Genomic DNA, 19,733 nt, shown 5'->3' with positions numbered 1-19,733 from the left:
TAAACAATTATACCACAGAATACTTCGCCAAAGATTAAACCCTGTATTTGTTAAAAGGCAGGCTTAAAAGAAAGCCAACAAAAAGCGAGAGTACAATCGTTGGACCAGGCGGGGTGTCAAAATAGTATGCTGATATGTAACCAACAAGCGAAAACACTATGCTAAAAATTACAGATTTGCTTATAGCATCTCCAAAAGAGTTAGCAAACTGTTTTGCAAATACTCCCGGCAAAACCAAGAACGCTCCCATAACTATAACACCCGCTAACTTTAGCGAAGATATAACAACCATCGAAATTGAGAAAAGCACTATTAACTTGAGAATCTTAGTCTTGATGCCATAAAACTCCGCCATTTTCTCATCGGCGATCCAGTATGCTATTTCATATTTATTAAGGAGTATAACTGGCGTAACAATTGCCAGAATTAATGCTATCAACAAGACGTCGCTCTTTGAGATGAGCAACAGATTGCCAAACAAATAAGCAGTAACGTCTGTAGTGTACCGCGGAGACTTGGAGAAAACTATGACACCAATCGCCATGAAGACCGGAAGCAACATACCGATCGCCGTACTTTCTGCAATAATTTCTTTTTTGCTTATCAAATAAACAAGGTATGCAAAAACTAAAGTAGCGAGTACTGAACCCAAGAATATGTTGAATTGCAGCAAAACAGCGAATGCAACACCAGCAAATATTGCGTGGGCTAATCCATCGCCAATGAATTCCATGCGCTTGTAGACTATAACAGGCGAGACAAGTCCTGTGAGAAAAGCTACAAGAAAAGAGGCTGTCAGAGAATACCTAAGGAATTCGAAACTTGCTAAGTCAGTAAGAAAGGACATATTCACTGCCCCTTTCCTTTTGAAGAAGATCCATCTTCTTCGGCGTGATGAATGTGCTCAACTTCATAATGCTTGTCTGATCTAAGCCAAATGTCGAATTCTCCGAATATTTTCTTCACATCTTCAGGACTGATCTTGTTTGTCGGTCCATGGCAGTGGAGCGTTTTATTCAAGCACATAACGGTTGAACACTTTTCGAATACCATACCAATATCGTGGCTGACCATCAGTATAGTGATTCCCTTTTCTTCCCTAAGTTCGTTCAAAAGCTCGTAGAATCTTGCCTTACCAAGTTCATCAACACCAGATTCCGGCTCGTCTAATATGAGTATATCCGGCTCAGACAACAACGCACGAGCCAACATCGCCCTCTGGTATTCTCCACCAGAAAGCTTACCTACAAGCTTCTTACCATACCCTTCAAGTCCAACCCTCTTAAGAACTTCTTCCACTATGCCCTCGCATTTCTTATCACCTCGAATAGCGACTCTTACGAAATCGTATACACTCATCGGAAGTTCCCTGTTGAACTGGGAGAGCTGAGGCACGTAGCCAACTTTTCCTTCAACTACTACCTCTCCTTCAAAAGGTGTAAATCCGAGAATCGACTTCACAAGCGTGGACTTACCAGCACCGTTTGGACCGATTATACCGGCGAACTCGCCACGGTACAATTCAAACGAAACATTTTTCAAAATATCCACTTCCCCAAATTTCACTGAAAGATTCTTGACTCTTATCACCATCTGATTATTTGCCATCGAACGCCTCCTTGATTGATACATAAGCACTTTCGAAAAGTTCAGTAATACTCTTAGCATTTGTGCCGATTGGATCTAAGATCTTATAATTCCTCTTCAGTTCCTTGGAAATTGTTTCGATACCAGATTTGTTGAACTGCGGTCCAACGAAAATACCTATTAATTTGTTCTTCTTTGCTTCTTCAACGATTTCTTTTATATGCTTTGCTGATGGCTGCTTTCCATGTCCTTCTTCAACAGACAAAATATTTATGTTGTATTTCTTAAACAGATAGAAATAAGAAGGGTGATCCAGAATAACAACGGCATTTTTTCTACCTGATAAGAGTTTATCAAACTTGAAAGAAATATTCGTAAGAGAAGTGATAATCTCTTTCGCACGAGTTTTGTATTTCTCGGCGTTTCTTGCATCTTTCTTTGAAAGCTCGTCTCTGATTTTCGGCACGATGTACTTTGATAGAAACTCGGGCGACAGCCATACATGTGGGTTGTACCCCTCTTCATGTTCGTCTCCTTGTTCATCTTCAACATGCACTTCGTCTTTTGAAAGCTTATCCTTTGGTATGTAATCTCCGAGGTACACTACATTTTTGTAGTTTTTTAGATACGCATCATCCAAACCTAAACCGTTTGCAAATATGATGTCCGCCTTTGCCAGTACCTTCACATCGCTAACAGACGGACTGAAAGTGTGCGGATCTGAACCAGGCTTTATTAAAATATTAACACTAACCCCGCTAACATTTTTAACCATATCTTTAACTATCAGATAATATGGATTTATAGTAGCGACTATGTTCAATGCAAACGCAGAACTAACAAGAAAAGGTATCATCACAGCACATCTCAAGAACTTCTTCAATTCCATACAAACACCTCCGAGACGGTCTATTCTAATTTTTCTCGACACTCCTGACAAAGTCCAGAGAAGAGAACGAAGTGCTCTTCTATTTCAAAACCGTAGCGCTTTGAAATCTCTCTTTCGTAATCCTCCATGTAGCAATCCTCGATTGGAAACAACCTTCCACATTTGGAACATCTGAAAAAGTGCCTATGTGTTGCAGCTGAATAATAGTATGTGAACTCCCCAAGAGAGAAGCTCTTTATATATCCGTTCTTCGATAAATAATCAAGAGCGCGGTAAACAGTTGTAAGACTCATGTCAGAAAGAGCCCTGCTTACCTCATATGCCGTCAAAGGAACTGATGAATTCATTATCTCATTGAAAACCTTTTCTTTGTTCTTCGTCATTCGAACCATCTTTAAAAACACACCTTCCTTACTGCTCTTTAAAGTCCTTTGCAAAAAATGAAAATGATTTTCATTTTCAGACATATTATACGCCCTATGTCTTTTTTAGTCAATATCTAATTTTGGATATATCATAATCTACTTAGGTTTGCCAAATTTTTATCTTGACAACTTTTTCACATGTGATATGATATATATGTAATTGAGACTCAGTCTCAACAAAATATACAAAAAGCAGAGGGAGGCGTTGTCTATGAAGTTCAAAGGATTGTTTTTGGCACTAAGCTTTTTGCTTTTGGCTGGAACCGTTCTTTTAGCAAATGGTGTCGTGAACGTCTATACTGACAGACACTATGAAACGGATGATGCTATTTTCAAGCTATTCGAGCAGACAACGAACATCAAAGTTAACGTGCTAAAAATTGGCTCTGACGAATTGGTTCAGAGACTTAAACTCGAGGGCAAGAATACGCAAGCAGATGTCATAATCGTTGCAGACGTTGGAAGGTTACATTCGGCGAAAGAAGAAGGTTTGCTCCAGCCAGTGAAGAGTGAATTTCTAAACCAAGTAATTCCAGAAAAGTTCCGTGATATTGATAATTACTGGTTCGCACTCACGAAAAGAGCAAGGATTATCGTTTATTCAAAAGAGAGAGTGAATCCATCTGAGATAAAAACATATCAGGACTTGGCAAATCCAAAGTGGAAGGGAAAGATTCTCGTTCGCACCTCCGCCCACGTCTACAACCGTTCACTTCTTGCATCTCTTATAGCTTTGCACGGTGAAGATTATGCTCGTGACTGGGCTTCCAAGATTGTTGCTAATTTAGCACGTGAGCCTAAAGGAAATGACAGAGATCAGATAAAGGCTATCGCCGCTGGTGTTGGTGATATTGCCATCGTTAACAGCTATTATGTAGGGCTCATGATTAATTCAAGCGATCCAGAAGAACGAGCGGCTGTGAGCAAGGTCGGGGTTATATTCCCGAACCCAACGCACGTTAATATCAGTGGCATGGGATTAGTGAAATATGCAAAGAATCACCTCAACGCTATCAAGTTAATGGAATTCCTCCTCTCGCCCAAGGTTCAGAAGATGTACGCTGATGCAAATTATGAGTTTCCAATTAACCCTGAGGTTGAACCAAGCGAATTGCTGAAATCTTGGGGAACATTCACAGAGCAAAACGTCCGACTTTCCAGAATAGGTGAACTTGGCAGCAAAGCAGCGATGATATTTAATATGGTTGGATGGAAATAATCTGAGTAATCTTCACCGCAGGTAGTACTATATTGCTGCCTGCGGTCTATTTTTGATTCAAAGAGGGTGATTCTTCTGGGCAAATTAAAGCAAAGCCTCCTCAATTACTGGAACATTCTAAGCCTTATTGCTATAGTCCTTATACTTCTGCCCAATGTGGCAGTATTTCTTGGTAGTGTCAGCAATATCAGTCCATACTGGGAACATATCAAGAATTACCTTCTTAAAGACCACATCAAGAACACTATTGTTATGCTGCTGTTTACCGGAATATTTTCATCTGTAATCGGCGTTACAGCGGCATGGTTTGTGGTGCGTTACGACTTTCCACTCAGAAACTTCTTTTCTTGGGCTCTTGTCTTGCCCCTGGCTTTCCCACCTTACGTGGGGGCTTATACTTACAGCAATTTGCTAAGTTACACAGGACCAGTGCAGCTTTTTATGAGAAACATAGGAATTCAAGTCAATCAAAAGTACTTCGATATTATGAATATCAAAGGCGCAATATTCATCTACACAGTCTTCCTATTTCCCTATGTGTATCTTATCGCAAAATCTTTTATCCAGAAAGAATCCGGCTCACTTATTGAGGTCTCAAGAACTCTTGGCAAAAATGCGTGGGAGATTTTCTTTAAAGTAGTTCTGCCAATATCCCGTGGTCCAATAATCGCTGGGGTTAGCCTCGTGCTCATGGAGGTTTTGAATGACTATGGGGTAGTTAAATACTTTGGTATTCAAACTCTCAGCACCACAATCTTCACCGCATGGTTCAGCATGGGCGATTTGACAGCAGCTAAAAAAGTCGCATCAACTCTTATGATCTTCGTATTTATCCTTCTGTTCACAGAAAGATTTTCGAGAAGGAGAAAGAGATACGAGTACACAACCACAAAGGTCAAGCCACTGAACAGAGAAAAGCTTGGTGGTCTTAAAGGTGTTCTCGTAACGCTACTTTGTTTTTCAGTTCTTTCAGTCGGTTTTTTTATTCCTTTATTCCAGATAATCTATTCAGCGTCTTTCTCACTTCACTTATTCCTCAATTCCGAAATTCTTACTTTCATCTTTGACTCTTTAAAGGTAGCTCTTGCTGCAACGATTATTATCGTAGTTTCTTCTCTGATTATCGCGAATACCGTTAGAATAACACCAAACAGCTTTGTTAAATCGTACAGGGAGCTGGCAACTTTTGGATATTCCGTACCCGGTGCTGTTGTGGCTATTGGAATTCTGTACGTGATATTCTCATTAAACGATACTGTGTTCAACGGAAATGCCGGGTTCTTGCTCAGTTCCACCACCGTTATTCTTTTGTTAGCCTATATAATACGGTTTCTTGCGGTGGGATATAACTCGATAGAAGCTGGTTTTCAAAAGATTGGTAAGTCTTTCTTTGAGGCTTCAAGAACGCTTGGGCATGGTGTGACTGCCACGTTTTTCAAAGTCGATTTGCCCATGCTTAAGCCAGCTATCGTAAGTGGTATTCTCCTTGTTATGCTTGAAATATTCAAGGAACTGCCACTAACATTAATCCTTAGACCGTTCAATTTCGACACGCTTGCAACAAAGATCTACCAGTACACTTCCGACGAGATGCTTCCTGAGGCGTCTGTTTTGTCTCTAATACTTGTCCTTATTTGTACGGCTGGGGTTTATTTAGTGACTCATCTGAATACAAAAGAGGTGAAGTGAATGTTCCTCGAAATCAAAGATTTGTATTTTCGGTACAGAAATTCCAAGGATTACGTACTGAAAAACATAAATTTCAATGTAGAAGAAGGAGAAATTGTCTGCATCTTAGGTGAGAGTGGTAGCGGAAAAAGCACCCTTCTTAGACTCATCTCCGGGCTGGAAACACCTCAGCAAGGTATAATTAAGATTGCAGGAAGAACCGTAGTTGATCACAACACTTTCGTTCCGCCTGAGAAAAGGAATATAGGATTTGTTTTTCAGGATTATGTACTTTTCCCACATTTGAATGTATCACAAAATATACTCTTCGGTGTTCGTGAAAAGAATAAGTCGAAAAGAGAAGAGATTCTTCATAGAATGCTGAAAGTGCTGAAAATAGAGGAACTTAAAGATAGATATCCGTACCAACTCAGCGGCGGGCAACAGCAGAGAGTGGCACTTGCACGTGCATTAGCCATGGACCCGTCCTTGGTTCTTTTGGATGAGCCTTTCAGCAATCTCGACGCAGATCTTCAAGAAAGCGTACGACGAGAGATTAAAGAGATAATCAAATCAACTGGAAAGACTTGTATTTTCGTTTCTCACGATAAAGAAGACGCTCTTGAGTTAGCTGACAAGATAGCAATCATACAGAAAGGTGAGATTATTTTCTACGCAGCGAATTCTGTTTTTCGCTCTTCAATTCTAAACCGAGAGATACCTGCTAATCTTGCATAACTCTCTGCCATATTTTGTAACGTACTACTTCTGATGTTTTTCCAAAATACATTTCACCCCTTGACACTTTAAAGAGCATATGATATTATTCTTATCGGCACGTCTTGCCAAAGACGAATAGGTGACCTGGTAGCTCAGCAGGTAGAGCACCTGACTTTTAATCAGGGGGTCGCGGGTTCGAATCCCGCCCGGGTCACCAGAGAGGTGCGAGAGTGGCGGAATTGGCAGACGCGCTGGACTTAGAATCCAGTGGGACTGATAATCCCGTGAGGGTTCAAATCCCTCCTCTCGCACCAGGCGAAGGGTTAACGAGCGGGTGTAGCTCAGCGGTAGAGCACTTGCTTGCCAAGCAAGGGGTCGCGGGTTCGAAACCCGTCACCCGCTCCAGATTTTAAAAAGTCCGTGCGAGCGCACAAGCGCTCTTTTTTTATCGAAATCATTTGAATGTTTTGAACAAAAATCACTTCAAAAAGGCTTCTTGACGAATTTTTTAGCTTGTGGTATAATATATAGTGATCGCGATAAAAAATCTGAAATCTATGCCGAGGTGGCGGAATTGGCAGACGCACATGGTTGAGGGCCATGCGGTCATTGGGACCGTGCGGGTTCAAATCCCGCCCTCGGCACCAAAATAGCAGATGCGCCCTATCAAGGGCGTTATTTTTTCAATCCACCTATCTTAAACGATTTTCGTTTTAAAATAGTCTAATAATATTGGGAAAGAAAGTCATTGGCAAATTAATATTGGGGGCGAACGGTTTCGACGGGGGTAAGTCCTCGTTGGAAGCGAGCCGAGGTTGCCTGCCGTCCGCGTTAAAAAACGGCAGGAAAAAAGTTAAGTGCCAACGAATACGTTCCTCTCGCTGCCTAATTAACAGGTAGCCGTCCGCTACAGAGTCTGGCCAGTGCTCTGTAGTTGGGCGTGACCCAACTGGCCAGGTAGTTCAGATGCGCCTCACGTCTGAAACTACCTTACTCAGTGAGGCTGGTCAGTTAGTAGCCTGTCTGTGGGCGACTAACTGGCGAGATCCAAATCACAGACTGCGCTCGGAGATGCCAACGTGGATTTACTTTCGGACGCGGGTTCGATTCCCGCCGCCTCCACCAGAACAAAAAAGCCCTGAGAAATAAGGGCTTTTTTGTTATTCTAACGAATTAGAAACATGGTATTGTGCAAGAAGTTATTTAGAAATGAGCTTTTTAAGACTTCGAAGCTACTATTTCTTGTAATTAAGAAAGTAACATTTTACCAAAAAGCCTTTCATTGCGCCGACAAAAGTAGTATAATGGAAGATAACTTATTAATCATATTAATCATACAAGCTTCTTAAATTGTAATAAGATGCAGCATTCTCTGAAGAAATCAAACAATGCCAATTATGTGAATGGGGTTATTGTAATGAAACTTTCTGAGAGATTAATAAATTGGGCTTGGGTTTATTTGTTATTGGTGTTTTTGTGAATACTTTAATTTATAGGATGCCTAAAATACTTTTAATAATTATATATGTGGTAGCAGGAATTTTAATTCTAACAGGCGGTGTGGTTCTTCGTCGCATTGGGAAACAAGTCTAAGTTTTTTCTGTAGTTTGTCCTTTTATTAAAGCTAAAAATCATGTTTCACCTACACAGCTTTTTCTTTTCAAGTCAAACCTTTCGTTTACATGTTCACTATCAGTTTTTATAAAATGACCTTATAAAATGACTATGAATTCTTTATTATATAATCTTAATAAGATCTCAAATCCTCATACATTAAAAATGACGATAGATGATTACAAAAGCAAAGAAAAAGGGGGTAAGAGCTTGAAATTAGCTTTCACCTTACTCTTGGATTTGTGGTACATATGGGCTTTGATAATTATTAGTGCGATATTATCATTATTAAAACCAAAAATAAAGGGTGTATTAGGTGAGAAGTCTGTTTCTCTCCTTCTATCTCGATTAGATCCAAAGAAGTATAAAGTTTTAAATAATCTCTTAATTAAGGTTGGTTCCAAGACTGTCCAGATAGATCATGTTGTTGTTTCGAACTACGGAGTATTTGTTATTGAAACAAAGAATTATCAAGGCTGGATATATGGCAAAGAATACGATGAGTACTGGACGCAAGTCATATACAAAAGGAAAGAAAAGTTTTTCAATCCAATCAGGCAGAATTATGGACACATTCAAGAGCTTAAAGAAATATTATCAGATTTAGGTAATATAAAATTTATCTCAGTGGTAGTTTTCACCACAAAGGCTGATTTGAAAGTTGAGGCAAAGACTGATGTTGTTTCAACAACCGCACTTGTAGAAACAGTAAAGAAGTACAATCAAGAATGTTTAACTGATGAGCAGAAGGAGATGATTTTTGAGAGGCTTATTTCAAAAAATATTAATAGTCGCAAAAATATGAAGGAACACGTGAAGAATGTTAGGATTCATAAATTAAATGGGAAGAAATGAAGCCTTGAGTGATGATAACAATAACTTTGTCATATGTAGAGAACCCAAGACAAAAAGCATATCGCTTTCAGGGAACTGTGCAATGTTAGAACGCTGAATGATTGGGGGGTTTTTATGGATCTAACTATCAGGCCTATAAGATTTGAAGACGCTGTCTTTCTCAGCGAATTGCGGACTATGGACGGTACAAGGGAAACAACTCTCGGTATTAAGAGTGAAAGGATAACAAGATCCGAGGAGTATATAAGGGGGTTAGGACCAAACGATCATGTGTTTGTGGCAGAGATAACAGAAAACGGAGAAAAGAAAGTAGTGGGGGTTGTTGGACTTCATGTGAACACAAACCCGAGACAAAGACACTCTGCACGCCTTGGCATTGCTGTTCATAGGGATTATCAAGGAAGAGGAATAGGTAGAGCACTATCGAATGAAATCTTAGACTTGGCAGATAATTGGTTGAAACTACTGAGAATCGAACTTGAGGTTTTTGTTGATAACGAAAGAGCCATAAAGCTCTATGAATCCTTGGGATTTCAGATAGAGGGAACAAAGAAGTACGCCGCAGTCAAAGATGGAAAGTATGCAGACATCTACATAATGGCGAGATACAACTTGTGAGTCACTAGAATAATTGATAGTTCTTTAATTCATAAGAGTTCTGTTCTCAATAAAAATCATTACTATAGTTTTAAAAGCCCTGATTTCTCAGGGCTTTTGCTTTTTTGTTATATGTCAAAATCGATTGACAACTCGCAAATACAAGGTATACCATTATATAAGCAAGTTCCTTTGAGTATTGAAAAACTACAAATATATCAATAGACCACACGATTGAGGAGGCAGGTATTGTGGGAAAGAAGAAAGTAGATATCACGAAACTACTGCATTCAATGACTTTAGGAGAAAAAATAGGACAGTTGGTGCAGTTAGCACCATTTCTTTTCAAGGACAGTGCAAAGGGCATAATAACAGGTCCTATGGAAGCGTTGGGCATTAAGGATTCAGATGTTTGGAACGCAGGGTCAGTGTTGGGTACCGCTGGGGCTGAAGAGACAATAGAAATACAGAAGATGTACTTGGAAAGGAACAAAAAGAAAATCCCACTGATGTTTATGGCTGATATTATCCACGGATACAGAACGATATTCCCCATTCCACTAGCGCTTGGTTGTACTTGGGATGAGAAGTTAGTTGAGAAAGCAGCAAGGGTATCTGCGATAGAAGCTTCAGCCGGCGGTGTGCATGTAACATTCTCACCTATGGTTGACCTCGTCAAAGACCCAAGATGGGGAAGAGTTATGGAGTCGACAGGAGAAGATCCATATTTGAACAGCGTTATGGCACGTGCATTTGTAAGGGGCTATCAAGGTGATGATATTTCAAAAGAAGGAAACATCGCATCCTGTGTAAAGCACTTTGCAGCGTACGGCGCAGTGGAAGGAGGAAGAGAATACAACACCGTTGACATCTCTGAAAGAATGCTTAGAGAGTTCTATTTGCCAGCATATAAAGCCGCAATAGACGAGGGCTGCAAGATGGTTATGACTTCATTCAACACCGTCAACAGCATCCCTTCGTCTGGTAACAAGTGGCTCTTGAGGGGCATTTTGAGAAATGAATGGGGATTTGAAGGCGTAACTATATCCGACTGGGGTGCAATAAAGGAACTTATTCCTCACGGAGTTGCAGAGGATGAAAAGGAAGCTGCCGAGAAGGCTATAAAAGCTGGCGTTGATATAGACATGATGACAGGATGTTATATCAAGAACTTGGAGAAGTTAGTCAAAGAAGGGAAAGTAGACGAAAAATTCATCGACGAAGCTGTCTATAGGATATTAAAACTCAAAGAAGAGCTTGGCTTGTTTGAAAATCCCTTCAAAGGTGCAGATATAGAAAAAGAAAAACAGGTTGTCCTGTGCGATGAACACAGAAGGATTGCCCGTGAAGTCGCTGCAGCATCCGTTGTGTTGCTGAAAAATGAAGATGTTTTGCCATTTGACAAGAGCATCAAGAAATTAGCGATAATCGGTCCTTATGCGGATGAACACGCTATCTTAGGTCCGTGGTCTTGGCAGGGAAGATGGGAAGAAGCGATTTCCTTAAAAGAGGGAATAATCAATGAGATAGGTGAAGATAGAGTATTGGTTGCAAAGGGTTGCGAAATAGAAGGAGACAGCAGCGCACAGTTCAAGAAATCTCTTAGAGAAGCTCTCAAGGTGGCTAAAGAAGCTGATGCGATAGTGCTTGCACTCGGCGAACATCACGACATGAGTGGAGAAGGTGGAAGCAGAGCATTTATCACCTTACCAGGCAGGCAAGAGGAATTGGCAAAAGAAATTATGAGACTTGGAAAGCCGACAGTCGTTGTACTGTTCAACGGAAGACCCTTAGAGATTAGAGAATTGTACAATATAGCACCTGCAATCCTTGAAGCATGGTTCTCGGGAACTGAAGGTGGAAATGCAATCGCAGATGTTCTATTTGGAGATAAGAACCCCTCAGCTAAGTTAACTATGAGTTTCCCATACACAGTCGGACAGATACCGGTTTACTACAACCACTTCAACACAGGAAGACCCAAACCAAGCGAAGATAGCAAAGAGAGATTCTGCACTCACTACATCGACATACCAAATGCACCATTACTACCTTTCGGATTTGGACTGAGCTATACAAAATTCAAATACTCGAAGATTAAATTAGACAAGAAAGTCCTAACCCAAGACGGCATAATTAAAGCATGCGTGAAAGTCAAGAACGTTGGAAAATACCCCGGAGATGAGATTGTTCAGCTATACATAAGAGACATAACCGCAAGCGTGGTTAGACCCGTTAAGGAACTGAAAGGGTTTAAAAAGATACATTTGGAAGTAGGAGAAGAAAAGGAAGTAGTGTTTGAGATAAGGGAAGAGATGCTCAGATTCCACAACGAGAATATGGAATATGTGTCGGAAAAAGGCAAATTCCAGCTCATGATAGGTGCAAATTCGAGGGATGTTCAGACGGTGGAATTTGAGTTGAGATGATTTATTCTCACTCAAAAAACTTCAAATAGTTTAAGCAAGATAAAAGCTGATTAGTAGACATTTTCAAGCAAACTATGTTTCATAAGTCGTTGCGATAGAAAATTTTATAACTCAAGACAAATCATTGTACCTGAGTCGTCCATACTTAATCAAATTACTATGTAGTCTTGGGAGGTGTATTTGATGCGCCCTCGTCCAAAGAATATCGAATTCGAAATAACCACAGCTTGTAATTACAATTGTCTACACTGTTACTGCAATGCTGGGAAGAAGTCAAGATACGAATTTTCAACCAAAGAGATAAAGCTCGTCATCGACCAGCTTGTAGAGGCTGATGCAGAGCTTTTAGATATAGTCGGCGGTGAGCCTCTCCTGAGACAAGATATATATGAAATTCTTTCATACGGATACTCAAAGAGTTTAAAAATGCTCATGAACACAAACGCATCACTGGCAACACCTGAAGTGTGCGAAAAGTTGAAGAGAGCATGTCCAAAGCTATCAGTAGGCGTGTCTCTCGATGGTCCTATTCCAGAAATCCACGAGAGGATTCGTGGTAAGAAAACTTTCGAAAAAACACTCGCTGGTTTGAAGAACTTTGTCTCGGCAGGTTTTGATGTAACAATTCTTTTTGTGGTCAATCGGCTGAACTACATGTATATAGAAGATATGATTGCTTTGGCGCAAGATTTAGGAACTGCTCTGTATGTCGATAGGTTCGTTCCAGTTGGCAGAGGGCTTTTAAACAAGGATTTGCTTATGCCTGATAGGGAGCATATAGAATTTGTAAAGGGAAAGCTCAATTCTTATTCAGGCGATGTTGAGTTGCATATTGAGGAGAATATCTTAGGTGAGAAGTGCACAGCTGGAAGTACGCATGCCTCCATCCTTGTGGATGGAACTGTCGTACCTTGCGGGCATTTCAGATACAGCCCGGAATTCTACATGGGTAATATCCGAGAAAAGAATTTTAAAGAGATTTGGTATTCTTACAACCCATCAGTTCTTTTGCCTAACGTGTGTTCAAGTTGCGAGTTGTACGAAAATTCATGTAATGCCGGATGCTTAGCTTATTCACATCTGATATTCGATGGTAGGGATGAGTTAATTTGCCAAAAAGTTTAACAAAAAAGAAGGCTTCGGAAGAACCGAAGCCTTCTTAATTTATTTGTGCGCTTACCTAATTGGTTTATCCTTTGTTGCTTCTTCAAGAGCAAGGAGTCTTTCGTATCTTCTGTTGACGTATTCTTGGAGTTCGTCGATAATTTCTTGAGCGTCTGGTCTTGAGAGCATTGGTTTGAATCTTCCCTGTGCTTTGATGTATTCTGCAACTGGTTTTGGATTGCTTACTTTCTTCGTTACTCTGTAAACGCCTCTTTCGACTTCGTAGAGTGGCCAGTAGAGTGTTTCAATTGCGAGTTTGCTCATGTCAACTGCTTTGTCATCAGCAACACGCCAGAATCTCACACATGGTGAGTATGCTGCGATGAATGATGGTCCATCGAATTCGAGGGCTTTTTCTATCTTCTTCATGAAGTCTACAGGATCAGAAATGGATACGGTTGCAACGTATACGTTTTCGTGTGCTGCCATTATTTCAACAAGGTTCTTCTTGAGCTGAACTTTACCAGGAAGCTTCTTTCCAACTGGCGCTGTTGTCGTGTCTGAGCCTGGAGGTGTTGAACCTGACCTCTGGTTACCTGTGTTCATGTAACCTTCGTTGTCGTAAACGATGTAGATAAACTTGTGACCTCTTTCAACTGCACCGGAGAGTGATTGAAGTCCGATGTCGTATGTACCGCCGTCTCCACCGAACGCAAAGAATGCGTATTTCTTGTCTTTATCGAGTTCGCCTCTCTTTAACAACGCTCTGTATGCTGTTTCAACACCGCTTATCGTTGCCGATACGTTTTCAAATGCGTTGTGTATGTATGGAATATTCCAAGATGTGTATGGGTAAATAGTTGTGGAGACTTCGAGACAACCTGTTGCTATTCCTATCACTGGTTCGTAACCCTTAGCAATTGCTGTCATGAGTGCGAATCTTACTACGTTTGGAGCGGCACAACCTGGACACATTCTGTGACCTTGTGTCATTCCAGGATTTTTATCATGAAACATCTTTGCAAGTTCTATAGCATTCAAGGGCATCCATTACACCTCCTTATTCTCTGAGTCCAAGGTATCTTTCTTCATCAGTAATGAGGTTACCTTTGAAGGCATCCTCAAATGCTTGCTTTATGTGATCTGGTGTTATGTCTCTTCCACCAAGACCATATACGTAGCTTCCCATTTGTGGTCTAACTGCAACTTCGTAAAGTGCAGATTTTACTGCTTCGTAAAGTGGAGCTTCTGCACCGAACGATGCTGCTCTGTCAAGCACTACTACACCTTTTCTTGCGTTGAGCACTCTCTGGAATTCAGCTTTAACGAATGGTCTGAATACCCATGGTTTGACTAATCCAACTTTCTTTCCTTGTGCTCTGAGCTCGTTGATTGTGTGCTTGATTGTTCCTGCCGTGGAACCAAGAGCAACCATTATGTACTCTGCATCGTCGACCATGTATTCGTCAACCAAATCGTATTTTCTTCCAGAAATCTTGGCAAATTCTTCGGCTACTTGTTTGAATACTCTTGGAACGTGTTTCATCGCTTCTATTTGTTGGCGTTTGTGTTCAAAGTAGTAGTCGTACAAATCGAGTGGACCATATGTTACTGGTTTTGATGTATCAAGCAATGGGTTCATTCTTATTGGCTTTCCAACGAAGTTTTTCACAACTTCATCGTCAAGTGTCTCAACAACTTCGACGCCGTGGGAAATGATAAATCCGTCAAAGTTTACCATGACAGGCATTCTTACATCTGGGTGTTCTGCAATTCTGTAAGCCATAACTGTGAAGTCATATGCTTCCTGCGCGTTTTCTGCCCAGAGTTGAATCCAGCCACTGTCTCTTTCAGCCATCGCGTCGCTGTGGTCACAGTGAATGTTGATTGGTCCGGAAAGCGCCCTGTTTGCAACAGCCATAACTATTGGAAGTCTCAAAGATGCTGCTATAAAGACAACTTCGTGCATGAGTGCAAGACCGACGGAAGCTGTTGCGGTAAACGATCTTGCGCCTGCTGCAGCCGCACCAACAACTGCACTCATCGCTGAGTGTTCACTTTCAACGGGAATCATTTCTGTGTCGACAACACCATCTGCGACATACTTTGCAAAGTATTCAACAACTGGTGTTTGTGGCGTGATAGGATAAGCTGCCACAACATCTGGATTTATTTGCTTCATTGCATAAGCTATCGCTTCTGCACCTGTAATTGCTTGTTTTAAAGGCATTTTCGCACCTCCTTACTCATCCGCGAATTCTGTTTCTGGTCTCATTACTATAGCTCTCTTGTCTTCCGGAGCTGGTTGTTTCGTCTTTGGATCGATGCTCTTTGGACATACGTTCGCACAAAGTCCGCAACCTTTACAGTAGTAGTAGTTGTAACCTCTCATCTTTGGCTTTCCATCAACTATTTCTACTACGATTGCCTGATCAGGACAGTAGAGCCAGCACTGCATACAGTGAATACAGTTCTCTGCTTGGTAAACGGGTCTCATTACTCTCCATGTTCCTGTCTTGTACTGTCTCGCGTTACCTGGTTCAACTATCAAACCACCAATTGGCAGTTCCTTCCAACCCTTGAGTTCAGGCACTGCAGGTCACCTCCTCGTATCCTCTGTGAAGTGCCTTGATGTTCTTCTGAACAACCTCTTCACCGAACTTTTTGAGGAACATGTCTCTTATCTTATCTTCAACGTACTTCAATTCGATAACTCCTGTAACTTTTGCTATCGCACCAAGCATAACCGTGTTTGGTGTTCCCCTGCCGAGTTCTTCGACAGCAATGTCTGTTGCTTTTACAACGCATACCTTGCCGTTGAATCCCGACTTCTGCCTTACCCATTCCACTGATTTAACAGTGTTGACTATGAGTATCGTCTCTTCTGTTGTTCCGGAAAGTATATCAGGGTTACCAAGAAGTGTGTCATCGATAACAACTACAAGGTGTGGCTTTTCGACTGATGAGTGGAGAAGGATTGGTTCGTCAGAGATTCTGTTGAAGGCTTTCATCGGTGCACCTGTTCTTTCCGCACCGTACTCTGGGAATGCTTGAACGTACTTGCCCATGTCAAGAGCGGCTTCTGCTAACATCTGAGATGCACTCTTTGCACCTTGTCCAGCTCTTCCATGCCATCTGATCTCAAATATGTTTGCTGGCACTTTCCTTACCTCCTTTCGGGTTTTAAAAATAATGGAATAAAGCCTCGTAATTGGCACTAACTTGGCAATTTGATAAGTTCTTCACAATGTGTCGGTTTTTCATAACAATAACCCCCGAGATTGATGTGCAATCTCGGGGGAATTAGAGACTCATTTCAAAATCAGAATTTTAGATACATTTTGTAATCAACGTCCGGGAATATGTCATCGACGTACTCGAGTCTCTGTAACTCCCCTACATCTATATTACCACTCTTTAGCATATCGTACAAGTTTAAGAATCGTTTAATATGCGTTTTGGTTCTGTTAACAGCGTACTCTACGCTCGTTCTCGTTGTCATTATAAATGCCCAATCGCTCGATTGTGCTAAGAGTAATTCTCTTGCCATTTGATTTAGGATTCTAATCTTAACAGGATCAGTTTCTTCTGAATGTTGTTTTGCCATCTCTGTCATTTTCTCGACCATTTCATGTAGGTGTGGATAAATCCAGTCATTTGTTCCGTTGAGCCAGACTTCATTGTACCCATTCGCACCCCAACTAGAAGCGGCAGGTGTTAATATCTGTACTTTCTCAATCCAATCGACAACATCGCAAGCTCTGACAACACGAAGCTTCTGGCTCTTGGCTGCCTCTCGCATGAAGTATTCGATGAAAAATGGTCCTTCATACCACCAGTGTCCAAAAAGCTCAGCATCGAACGGCGCTACGATGATTGGTTCTAAACCTTCAAACAAATCTAATAAGTATTCCACTTGTGCTTCTTTCTTTCTAAGGAAATCCTTTGCGTGATTCATTGCTGTTTGTTTCGCAATGTCTATGTCATAGTAATCTTTCTTCTCAGGCGGCACATCTTTTGAAGTAATCTTATGATATTTTATGCCGGTGTTCATCCTTACACCACTTGGATCAATGTAAGGCCTTATATATTCGTACTCTCTGTCGAAACCAATGTCTCTGTAGAACTCCCTGTAGTTTGAATCACCTGGATAACCAATTTGAGCACTCCATACCTGCTCTGAACTTTCAGGATCTCTCGCAAATGCAAAGACATTATTTGGAGTGATGACCGGTCTGTAAACTCCATATCGTGGTCTTTCGTCTGCATACCAAAGTGCGTGGGAATCTACAAAGAAGTATTCAATACCATATTCTGCAAGATACCTATCTAACTCTGGGAAATATGCACATTCTGCAAGCCAGATACCGCGCGGCTTTACTCCCATGTGTCTTTCATACGTTTTAACTGCTTGTTCGAGCTGGGCTCTGATGGCTTGTGGGTATTGTTCCATAAATGGTAAATAACCGTGAGTAGCGTTACAGGTTATTACATCGAGATAACCCCTCGCCATGTATTCTTTGAATCCGTTTAATATATTTCTCTTGTACTGATCTTTGAAAATATGCAAAGTTTCTTGCAAAAGCGCAAGATAATACTGTGCCATCTTGTGCTTAGTAGGATGTTCATTCTTTGTTCGTTCAACTTCTTTTCTTGCGAGGTCTATCAGCTTTTCAAGATGTTTTTCATATTTCTCCTGGAGATCCCCATTTGCCAGCATTTCCATCAATGGTGGTGTTATAGACATTGTCAATTTTGTGGGCACTTTTTCTTCTTCCAGCTTTTTGAACATCCTTAACAAGGGGATATATGTTTCCGTTATCGCTTCAAACAACCAGTGCTCTTCCAAGAAAAACGGATATTCTGGATGGTGAACATACGGTAGGTGAGCATGTAATACGAACATTATCTGTCCACGTGGCATATTTACATCCCCTTCCCACTAAGTTGAATAAAGCTGATGCTTCCAACACTCGAAATCCGAAAAAGATGCTCCAGACCTTGAACTGACCCGCCTATCCTTTCAACAACAGGTGTTAACATACCACTCGAAGGCATGACTATCCTTCTCCTCTTTCTCAAGTCCATCCATCTTTCCCTCGTCGACTGACTTGGTGAATTAACGGGTGTTTTACATAGGTTAGAACGTAATATGAACTTGTATTTACCTTCTTGATCATAGTAACCGATTTCGGCAAGATAGTGAGCTCCTGGCATTGGCACATTTATGTAATAATTCTTCATATGGTTTATATCAACGTTGATTTCGAAGGTTCTGTGTGCGTTTGTTCCATCGAATTCTATGAATGTTACATCGTAAACTCTTAAAACGACTTTTCTCACCTGATGAGATTTCAAAAACTCCCGATTTGCATCAGAAAAGTCCCAGTACAAGTGTATCCAATTAGGATTAACTGGCATTGCAACAAGTCTGTCTTTGTTGTACGTTTCTGGAATTGAGATATCCTCTTTGGCTGGCATTGCCTTGGTTGGAGTAACTTGTTGGACTGTTGATGTTGCTGAGGACGGTCTTTGTGAGGTCGTATCTTCAGGTTGGACCGCTTTTACTCTCTCTACGTACCTTTCGATTAACTTTCGGACATCGCTCTTCGTCATCTGTTTTTTCACTGTCAGTCCTAATTCCTTAGCTTTAGACTTAAGCTCTTGAATCGTTCTTTCCTCACTTAGCCATTTCTCAAGTTCTTGAACAACATTTACCATGTCTTCACCCCCCAGCGGATTGTGTGATTTTCTCGCATCTCGAAAGTATTTTACCACTTTTGCAGGTGTTGTAAATTGTTGTAAGAGAGTGAAAAGTACACATATTTTTAAATATATGATAATAACCAGATTTAATATGGGAATAGGTATATATTACATTTAATTCACGTTAGTTAACAATTCGTATACAGTATAAAAGTTGATAAATCAAAAAACAAGCGCCTTTTCAGGCGCTTTGAATATTAACTAAAATTAACTTAACTTTTCTGTTTACAGAACCGAAGCCAGAAAGCACATCCACTTCAGGGAATTGTGATGAATGGCTTTTTGTTAATTCACTAAATGGTTGTATAATATCCATGAGGTGAAATAACTTGACAAAAGCCGAAAGGATTAAACAAACAAGGTTGGAAACTAAGCAAAAAAGAAAAGAACAAATCCCTGTCGTTTATCAACTGAAAGTCAATTTAAATTCACTGTCTAAGAAAGACAGACAACGTTTGTTTTCTCTCTTCTCTGAAGCCAAATGGCTATACAACTATATTGTTGCTGACATTGACTGTAGGCTTAAGTACGAAACATACAAATTGTCTGAAGTTGAAATCAAAGTAGGAGATAAGTTAGAAACAAGACCAATAGAGAATCTCTCTTCCCAAATGAGACAAGCGATAGTTGATAGAATCAAGCAAAGTCTGTATGCTCTTCATAAATCGAAAGATAATGGCAATAAAGTAGGTGCACTGAAGTTCAAAAGCTTTGTTAATTCCATTCCACTAAAACAGTACGATGTAACATTCAAATTCACCAACGAACAAAAGACGAAAGTTAAATTGCAAGGAATCAAAAAAGCCCATTCGTGTACTCGGAGGACACCAGATACCAAACAATTGCGAAATTGCTAAGGC

The 19,733-nt window shown here is 40.7% G+C and carries 18 protein-coding genes, 4 tRNA genes and 1 other RNA gene; 13 read left to right on the top strand and 10 right to left on the bottom strand.

Annotated features, from left to right (window positions below):
* Positions 1-34: 34 nt before the first annotated feature.
* From IB67_RS08465 to IB67_RS08450, 4 genes are read right to left on the bottom strand one after another with little or no spacing between them, the layout of a single operon-like run.
* A complete protein-coding gene (locus IB67_RS08465) occupies positions 35-847 on the bottom strand; it encodes a metal ABC transporter permease (protein ID WP_498875264.1) in 813 nt (270 codons plus the stop codon).
* Positions 848-849: 2 nt separating this feature from the next.
* The gene (locus tag IB67_RS08460; protein ID WP_498875263.1) at positions 850-1,608 is read right to left on the bottom strand and encodes a metal ABC transporter ATP-binding protein; all 759 of its coding nucleotides are present in this window, start codon (positions 1,606-1,608) and stop codon (positions 850-852) included.
* Positions 1,598-2,476 carry a metal ABC transporter substrate-binding protein gene (locus tag IB67_RS08455; RefSeq protein WP_498875262.1) on the bottom strand — a complete coding sequence of 293 codons (879 nt, stop codon included), beginning with the start codon at positions 2,474-2,476 and terminating at the stop codon, positions 1,598-1,600. The genes IB67_RS08460 and IB67_RS08455 overlap by 11 nt, the downstream gene beginning before the upstream one ends.
* A gap of 20 nt (positions 2,477-2,496) precedes the next feature.
* Entirely contained in the window at positions 2,497-2,943 is a 447-nt protein-coding gene (locus IB67_RS08450; protein WP_498875261.1) for a Fur family transcriptional regulator, read from the bottom strand.
* 169 nt (positions 2,944-3,112) lie between these two features.
* Here IB67_RS08450 and IB67_RS08445 point away from each other — a divergent pair, with 169 nt between their 5' ends.
* The 12 genes from IB67_RS08445 to IB67_RS08390 all read left to right on the top strand — a co-directional run bounded on the left by IB67_RS08445 (position 3,113) and on the right by IB67_RS08390 (position 13,128).
* Positions 3,113-4,120: a Fe(3+) ABC transporter substrate-binding protein gene (locus IB67_RS08445; protein ID WP_498875260.1), complete on the top strand. Its 1,008-nt coding sequence runs from the start codon at positions 3,113-3,115 to the stop codon at positions 4,118-4,120.
* Positions 4,121-4,186: 66 nt separating this feature from the next.
* Positions 4,187-5,809 (top strand): ABC transporter permease, encoded by a 1,623-nt coding sequence (locus IB67_RS08440; protein WP_498875259.1) that lies wholly within the window; start codon positions 4,187-4,189, stop codon positions 5,807-5,809.
* Complete coding sequence (locus tag IB67_RS08435; protein WP_498875258.1) at positions 5,810-6,526, top strand: ABC transporter ATP-binding protein; 717 nt, start codon at positions 5,810-5,812, stop codon at positions 6,524-6,526.
* Between the two features lie 123 nt (positions 6,527-6,649).
* Positions 6,650-6,725 (top strand) — tRNA-Lys (locus IB67_RS08430).
* 7 nt (positions 6,726-6,732) lie between these two features.
* Positions 6,733-6,822: transfer RNA gene (locus tag IB67_RS08425), tRNA-Leu, on the top strand.
* Positions 6,823-6,838: 16 nt separating this feature from the next.
* Positions 6,839-6,913 (top strand) — tRNA-Gly (locus IB67_RS08420).
* A gap of 154 nt (positions 6,914-7,067) precedes the next feature.
* Positions 7,068-7,155: transfer RNA gene (locus IB67_RS08415), tRNA-Leu, on the top strand.
* 117 nt (positions 7,156-7,272) lie between these two features.
* Positions 7,273-7,633, top strand: a transfer-messenger RNA (tmRNA) gene (gene ssrA, locus IB67_RS08410).
* A 699-nt stretch (positions 7,634-8,332) separates the two neighbouring features.
* The gene (locus IB67_RS08405) at positions 8,333-8,977 is read left to right on the top strand and encodes a nuclease-related domain-containing protein (RefSeq protein ID WP_498875257.1); all 645 of its coding nucleotides are present in this window, start codon (positions 8,333-8,335) and stop codon (positions 8,975-8,977) included.
* A gap of 114 nt (positions 8,978-9,091) precedes the next feature.
* On the top strand, positions 9,092-9,595 hold the full coding sequence (locus IB67_RS08400; protein ID WP_498875256.1) for a GNAT family N-acetyltransferase: 504 nt from the start codon (positions 9,092-9,094) through the stop codon (positions 9,593-9,595).
* 230 nt (positions 9,596-9,825) lie between these two features.
* The gene (gene bglX, locus IB67_RS08395) at positions 9,826-12,003 is read left to right on the top strand and encodes a beta-glucosidase BglX (RefSeq protein WP_498875255.1); all 2,178 of its coding nucleotides are present in this window, start codon (positions 9,826-9,828) and stop codon (positions 12,001-12,003) included.
* Positions 12,004-12,186: 183 nt separating this feature from the next.
* Positions 12,187-13,128: a radical SAM protein gene (locus tag IB67_RS08390; RefSeq protein ID WP_498875254.1), complete on the top strand. Its 942-nt coding sequence runs from the start codon at positions 12,187-12,189 to the stop codon at positions 13,126-13,128.
* A 51-nt stretch (positions 13,129-13,179) separates the two neighbouring features.
* Here IB67_RS08390 and IB67_RS08385 read toward each other — a convergent pair whose 3' ends face one another.
* The 6 genes from IB67_RS08385 to IB67_RS08360 form a co-directional block, all read right to left on the bottom strand.
* Positions 13,180-14,154 (bottom strand): thiamine pyrophosphate-dependent enzyme, encoded by a 975-nt coding sequence (locus tag IB67_RS08385; RefSeq protein WP_498875253.1) that lies wholly within the window; start codon positions 14,152-14,154, stop codon positions 13,180-13,182.
* A gap of 13 nt (positions 14,155-14,167) precedes the next feature.
* Entirely contained in the window at positions 14,168-15,337 is a 1,170-nt protein-coding gene (gene porA, locus IB67_RS08380; RefSeq protein ID WP_498875252.1) for a pyruvate synthase subunit PorA, read from the bottom strand.
* Between the two features lie 12 nt (positions 15,338-15,349).
* Positions 15,350-15,700 carry a 4Fe-4S binding protein gene (locus IB67_RS08375; RefSeq protein ID WP_445918563.1) on the bottom strand — a complete coding sequence of 117 codons (351 nt, stop codon included), beginning with the start codon at positions 15,698-15,700 and terminating at the stop codon, positions 15,350-15,352.
* Positions 15,693-16,268, bottom strand: coding sequence for a 2-oxoacid:acceptor oxidoreductase subunit gamma family protein (locus tag IB67_RS08370; RefSeq protein WP_498875251.1), 576 nt, complete (start codon positions 16,266-16,268; stop codon positions 15,693-15,695). Before IB67_RS08370 ends, IB67_RS08375 begins: the two co-directional genes overlap by 8 nt.
* 161 nt (positions 16,269-16,429) lie before the next feature.
* A complete protein-coding gene (locus IB67_RS08365) occupies positions 16,430-18,031 on the bottom strand; it encodes a glycoside hydrolase family 57 protein (protein WP_498875250.1) in 1,602 nt (533 codons plus the stop codon).
* 2 nt (positions 18,032-18,033) lie between these two features.
* Positions 18,034-18,828, bottom strand: a complete 795-nt coding sequence (locus IB67_RS08360; RefSeq protein WP_498875249.1) for a DUF4912 domain-containing protein — start codon at positions 18,826-18,828, stop codon at positions 18,034-18,036.
* A 374-nt stretch (positions 18,829-19,202) separates the two neighbouring features.
* Between IB67_RS08360 and IB67_RS08355 the strand changes: the two genes are divergently transcribed.
* Entirely contained in the window at positions 19,203-19,730 is a 528-nt protein-coding gene (locus IB67_RS08355; RefSeq protein ID WP_498875248.1) for a nuclease/transposase family protein, read from the top strand.
* Positions 19,731-19,733: the final 3 nt, after the last annotated feature.

Origin of the sequence: Fervidobacterium riparium (assembly GCF_025370035.1) — a bacterium.
Classification (GTDB): domain Bacteria; phylum Thermotogota; class Thermotogae; order Thermotogales; family Fervidobacteriaceae; genus Fervidobacterium; species Fervidobacterium gondwanense.
The sequence above is the reverse complement of the archived record's forward strand: the minus strand, read 5'-3'. Positions and strand labels throughout refer to the sequence as shown.

Coding starts and splice junctions, on each gene's coding strand:
- IB67_RS08465 (WP_498875264.1), bottom strand. CDS start 847: ATGTCCTTTCTTACTGACTTAGCAAGTTTCGAATTCCTTAGGTATTCT.
- IB67_RS08460 (WP_498875263.1), bottom strand. CDS start 1,608: ATGGCAAATAATCAGATGGTGATAAGAGTCAAGAATCTTTCAGTGAAA.
- IB67_RS08455 (WP_498875262.1), bottom strand. CDS start 2,476: ATGGAATTGAAGAAGTTCTTGAGATGTGCTGTGATGATACCTTTTCTT.
- IB67_RS08450 (WP_498875261.1), bottom strand. CDS start 2,943: ATGTCTGAAAATGAAAATCATTTTCATTTTTTGCAAAGGACTTTAAAG.
- IB67_RS08445 (WP_498875260.1), top strand. CDS start 3,113: ATGAAGTTCAAAGGATTGTTTTTGGCACTAAGCTTTTTGCTTTTGGCT.
- IB67_RS08435 (WP_498875258.1), top strand. CDS start 5,810: ATGTTCCTCGAAATCAAAGATTTGTATTTTCGGTACAGAAATTCCAAG.
- IB67_RS08400 (WP_498875256.1), top strand. CDS start 9,092: ATGGATCTAACTATCAGGCCTATAAGATTTGAAGACGCTGTCTTTCTC.
- IB67_RS08390 (WP_498875254.1), top strand. CDS start 12,187: ATGCGCCCTCGTCCAAAGAATATCGAATTCGAAATAACCACAGCTTGT.
- IB67_RS08385 (WP_498875253.1), bottom strand. CDS start 14,154: ATGCCCTTGAATGCTATAGAACTTGCAAAGATGTTTCATGATAAAAAT.
- porA (WP_498875252.1), bottom strand. CDS start 15,337: ATGCCTTTAAAACAAGCAATTACAGGTGCAGAAGCGATAGCTTATGCA.
- IB67_RS08365 (WP_498875250.1), bottom strand. CDS start 18,031: ATGCCACGTGGACAGATAATGTTCGTATTACATGCTCACCTACCGTAT.
- IB67_RS08360 (WP_498875249.1), bottom strand. CDS start 18,828: ATGGTAAATGTTGTTCAAGAACTTGAGAAATGGCTAAGTGAGGAAAGA.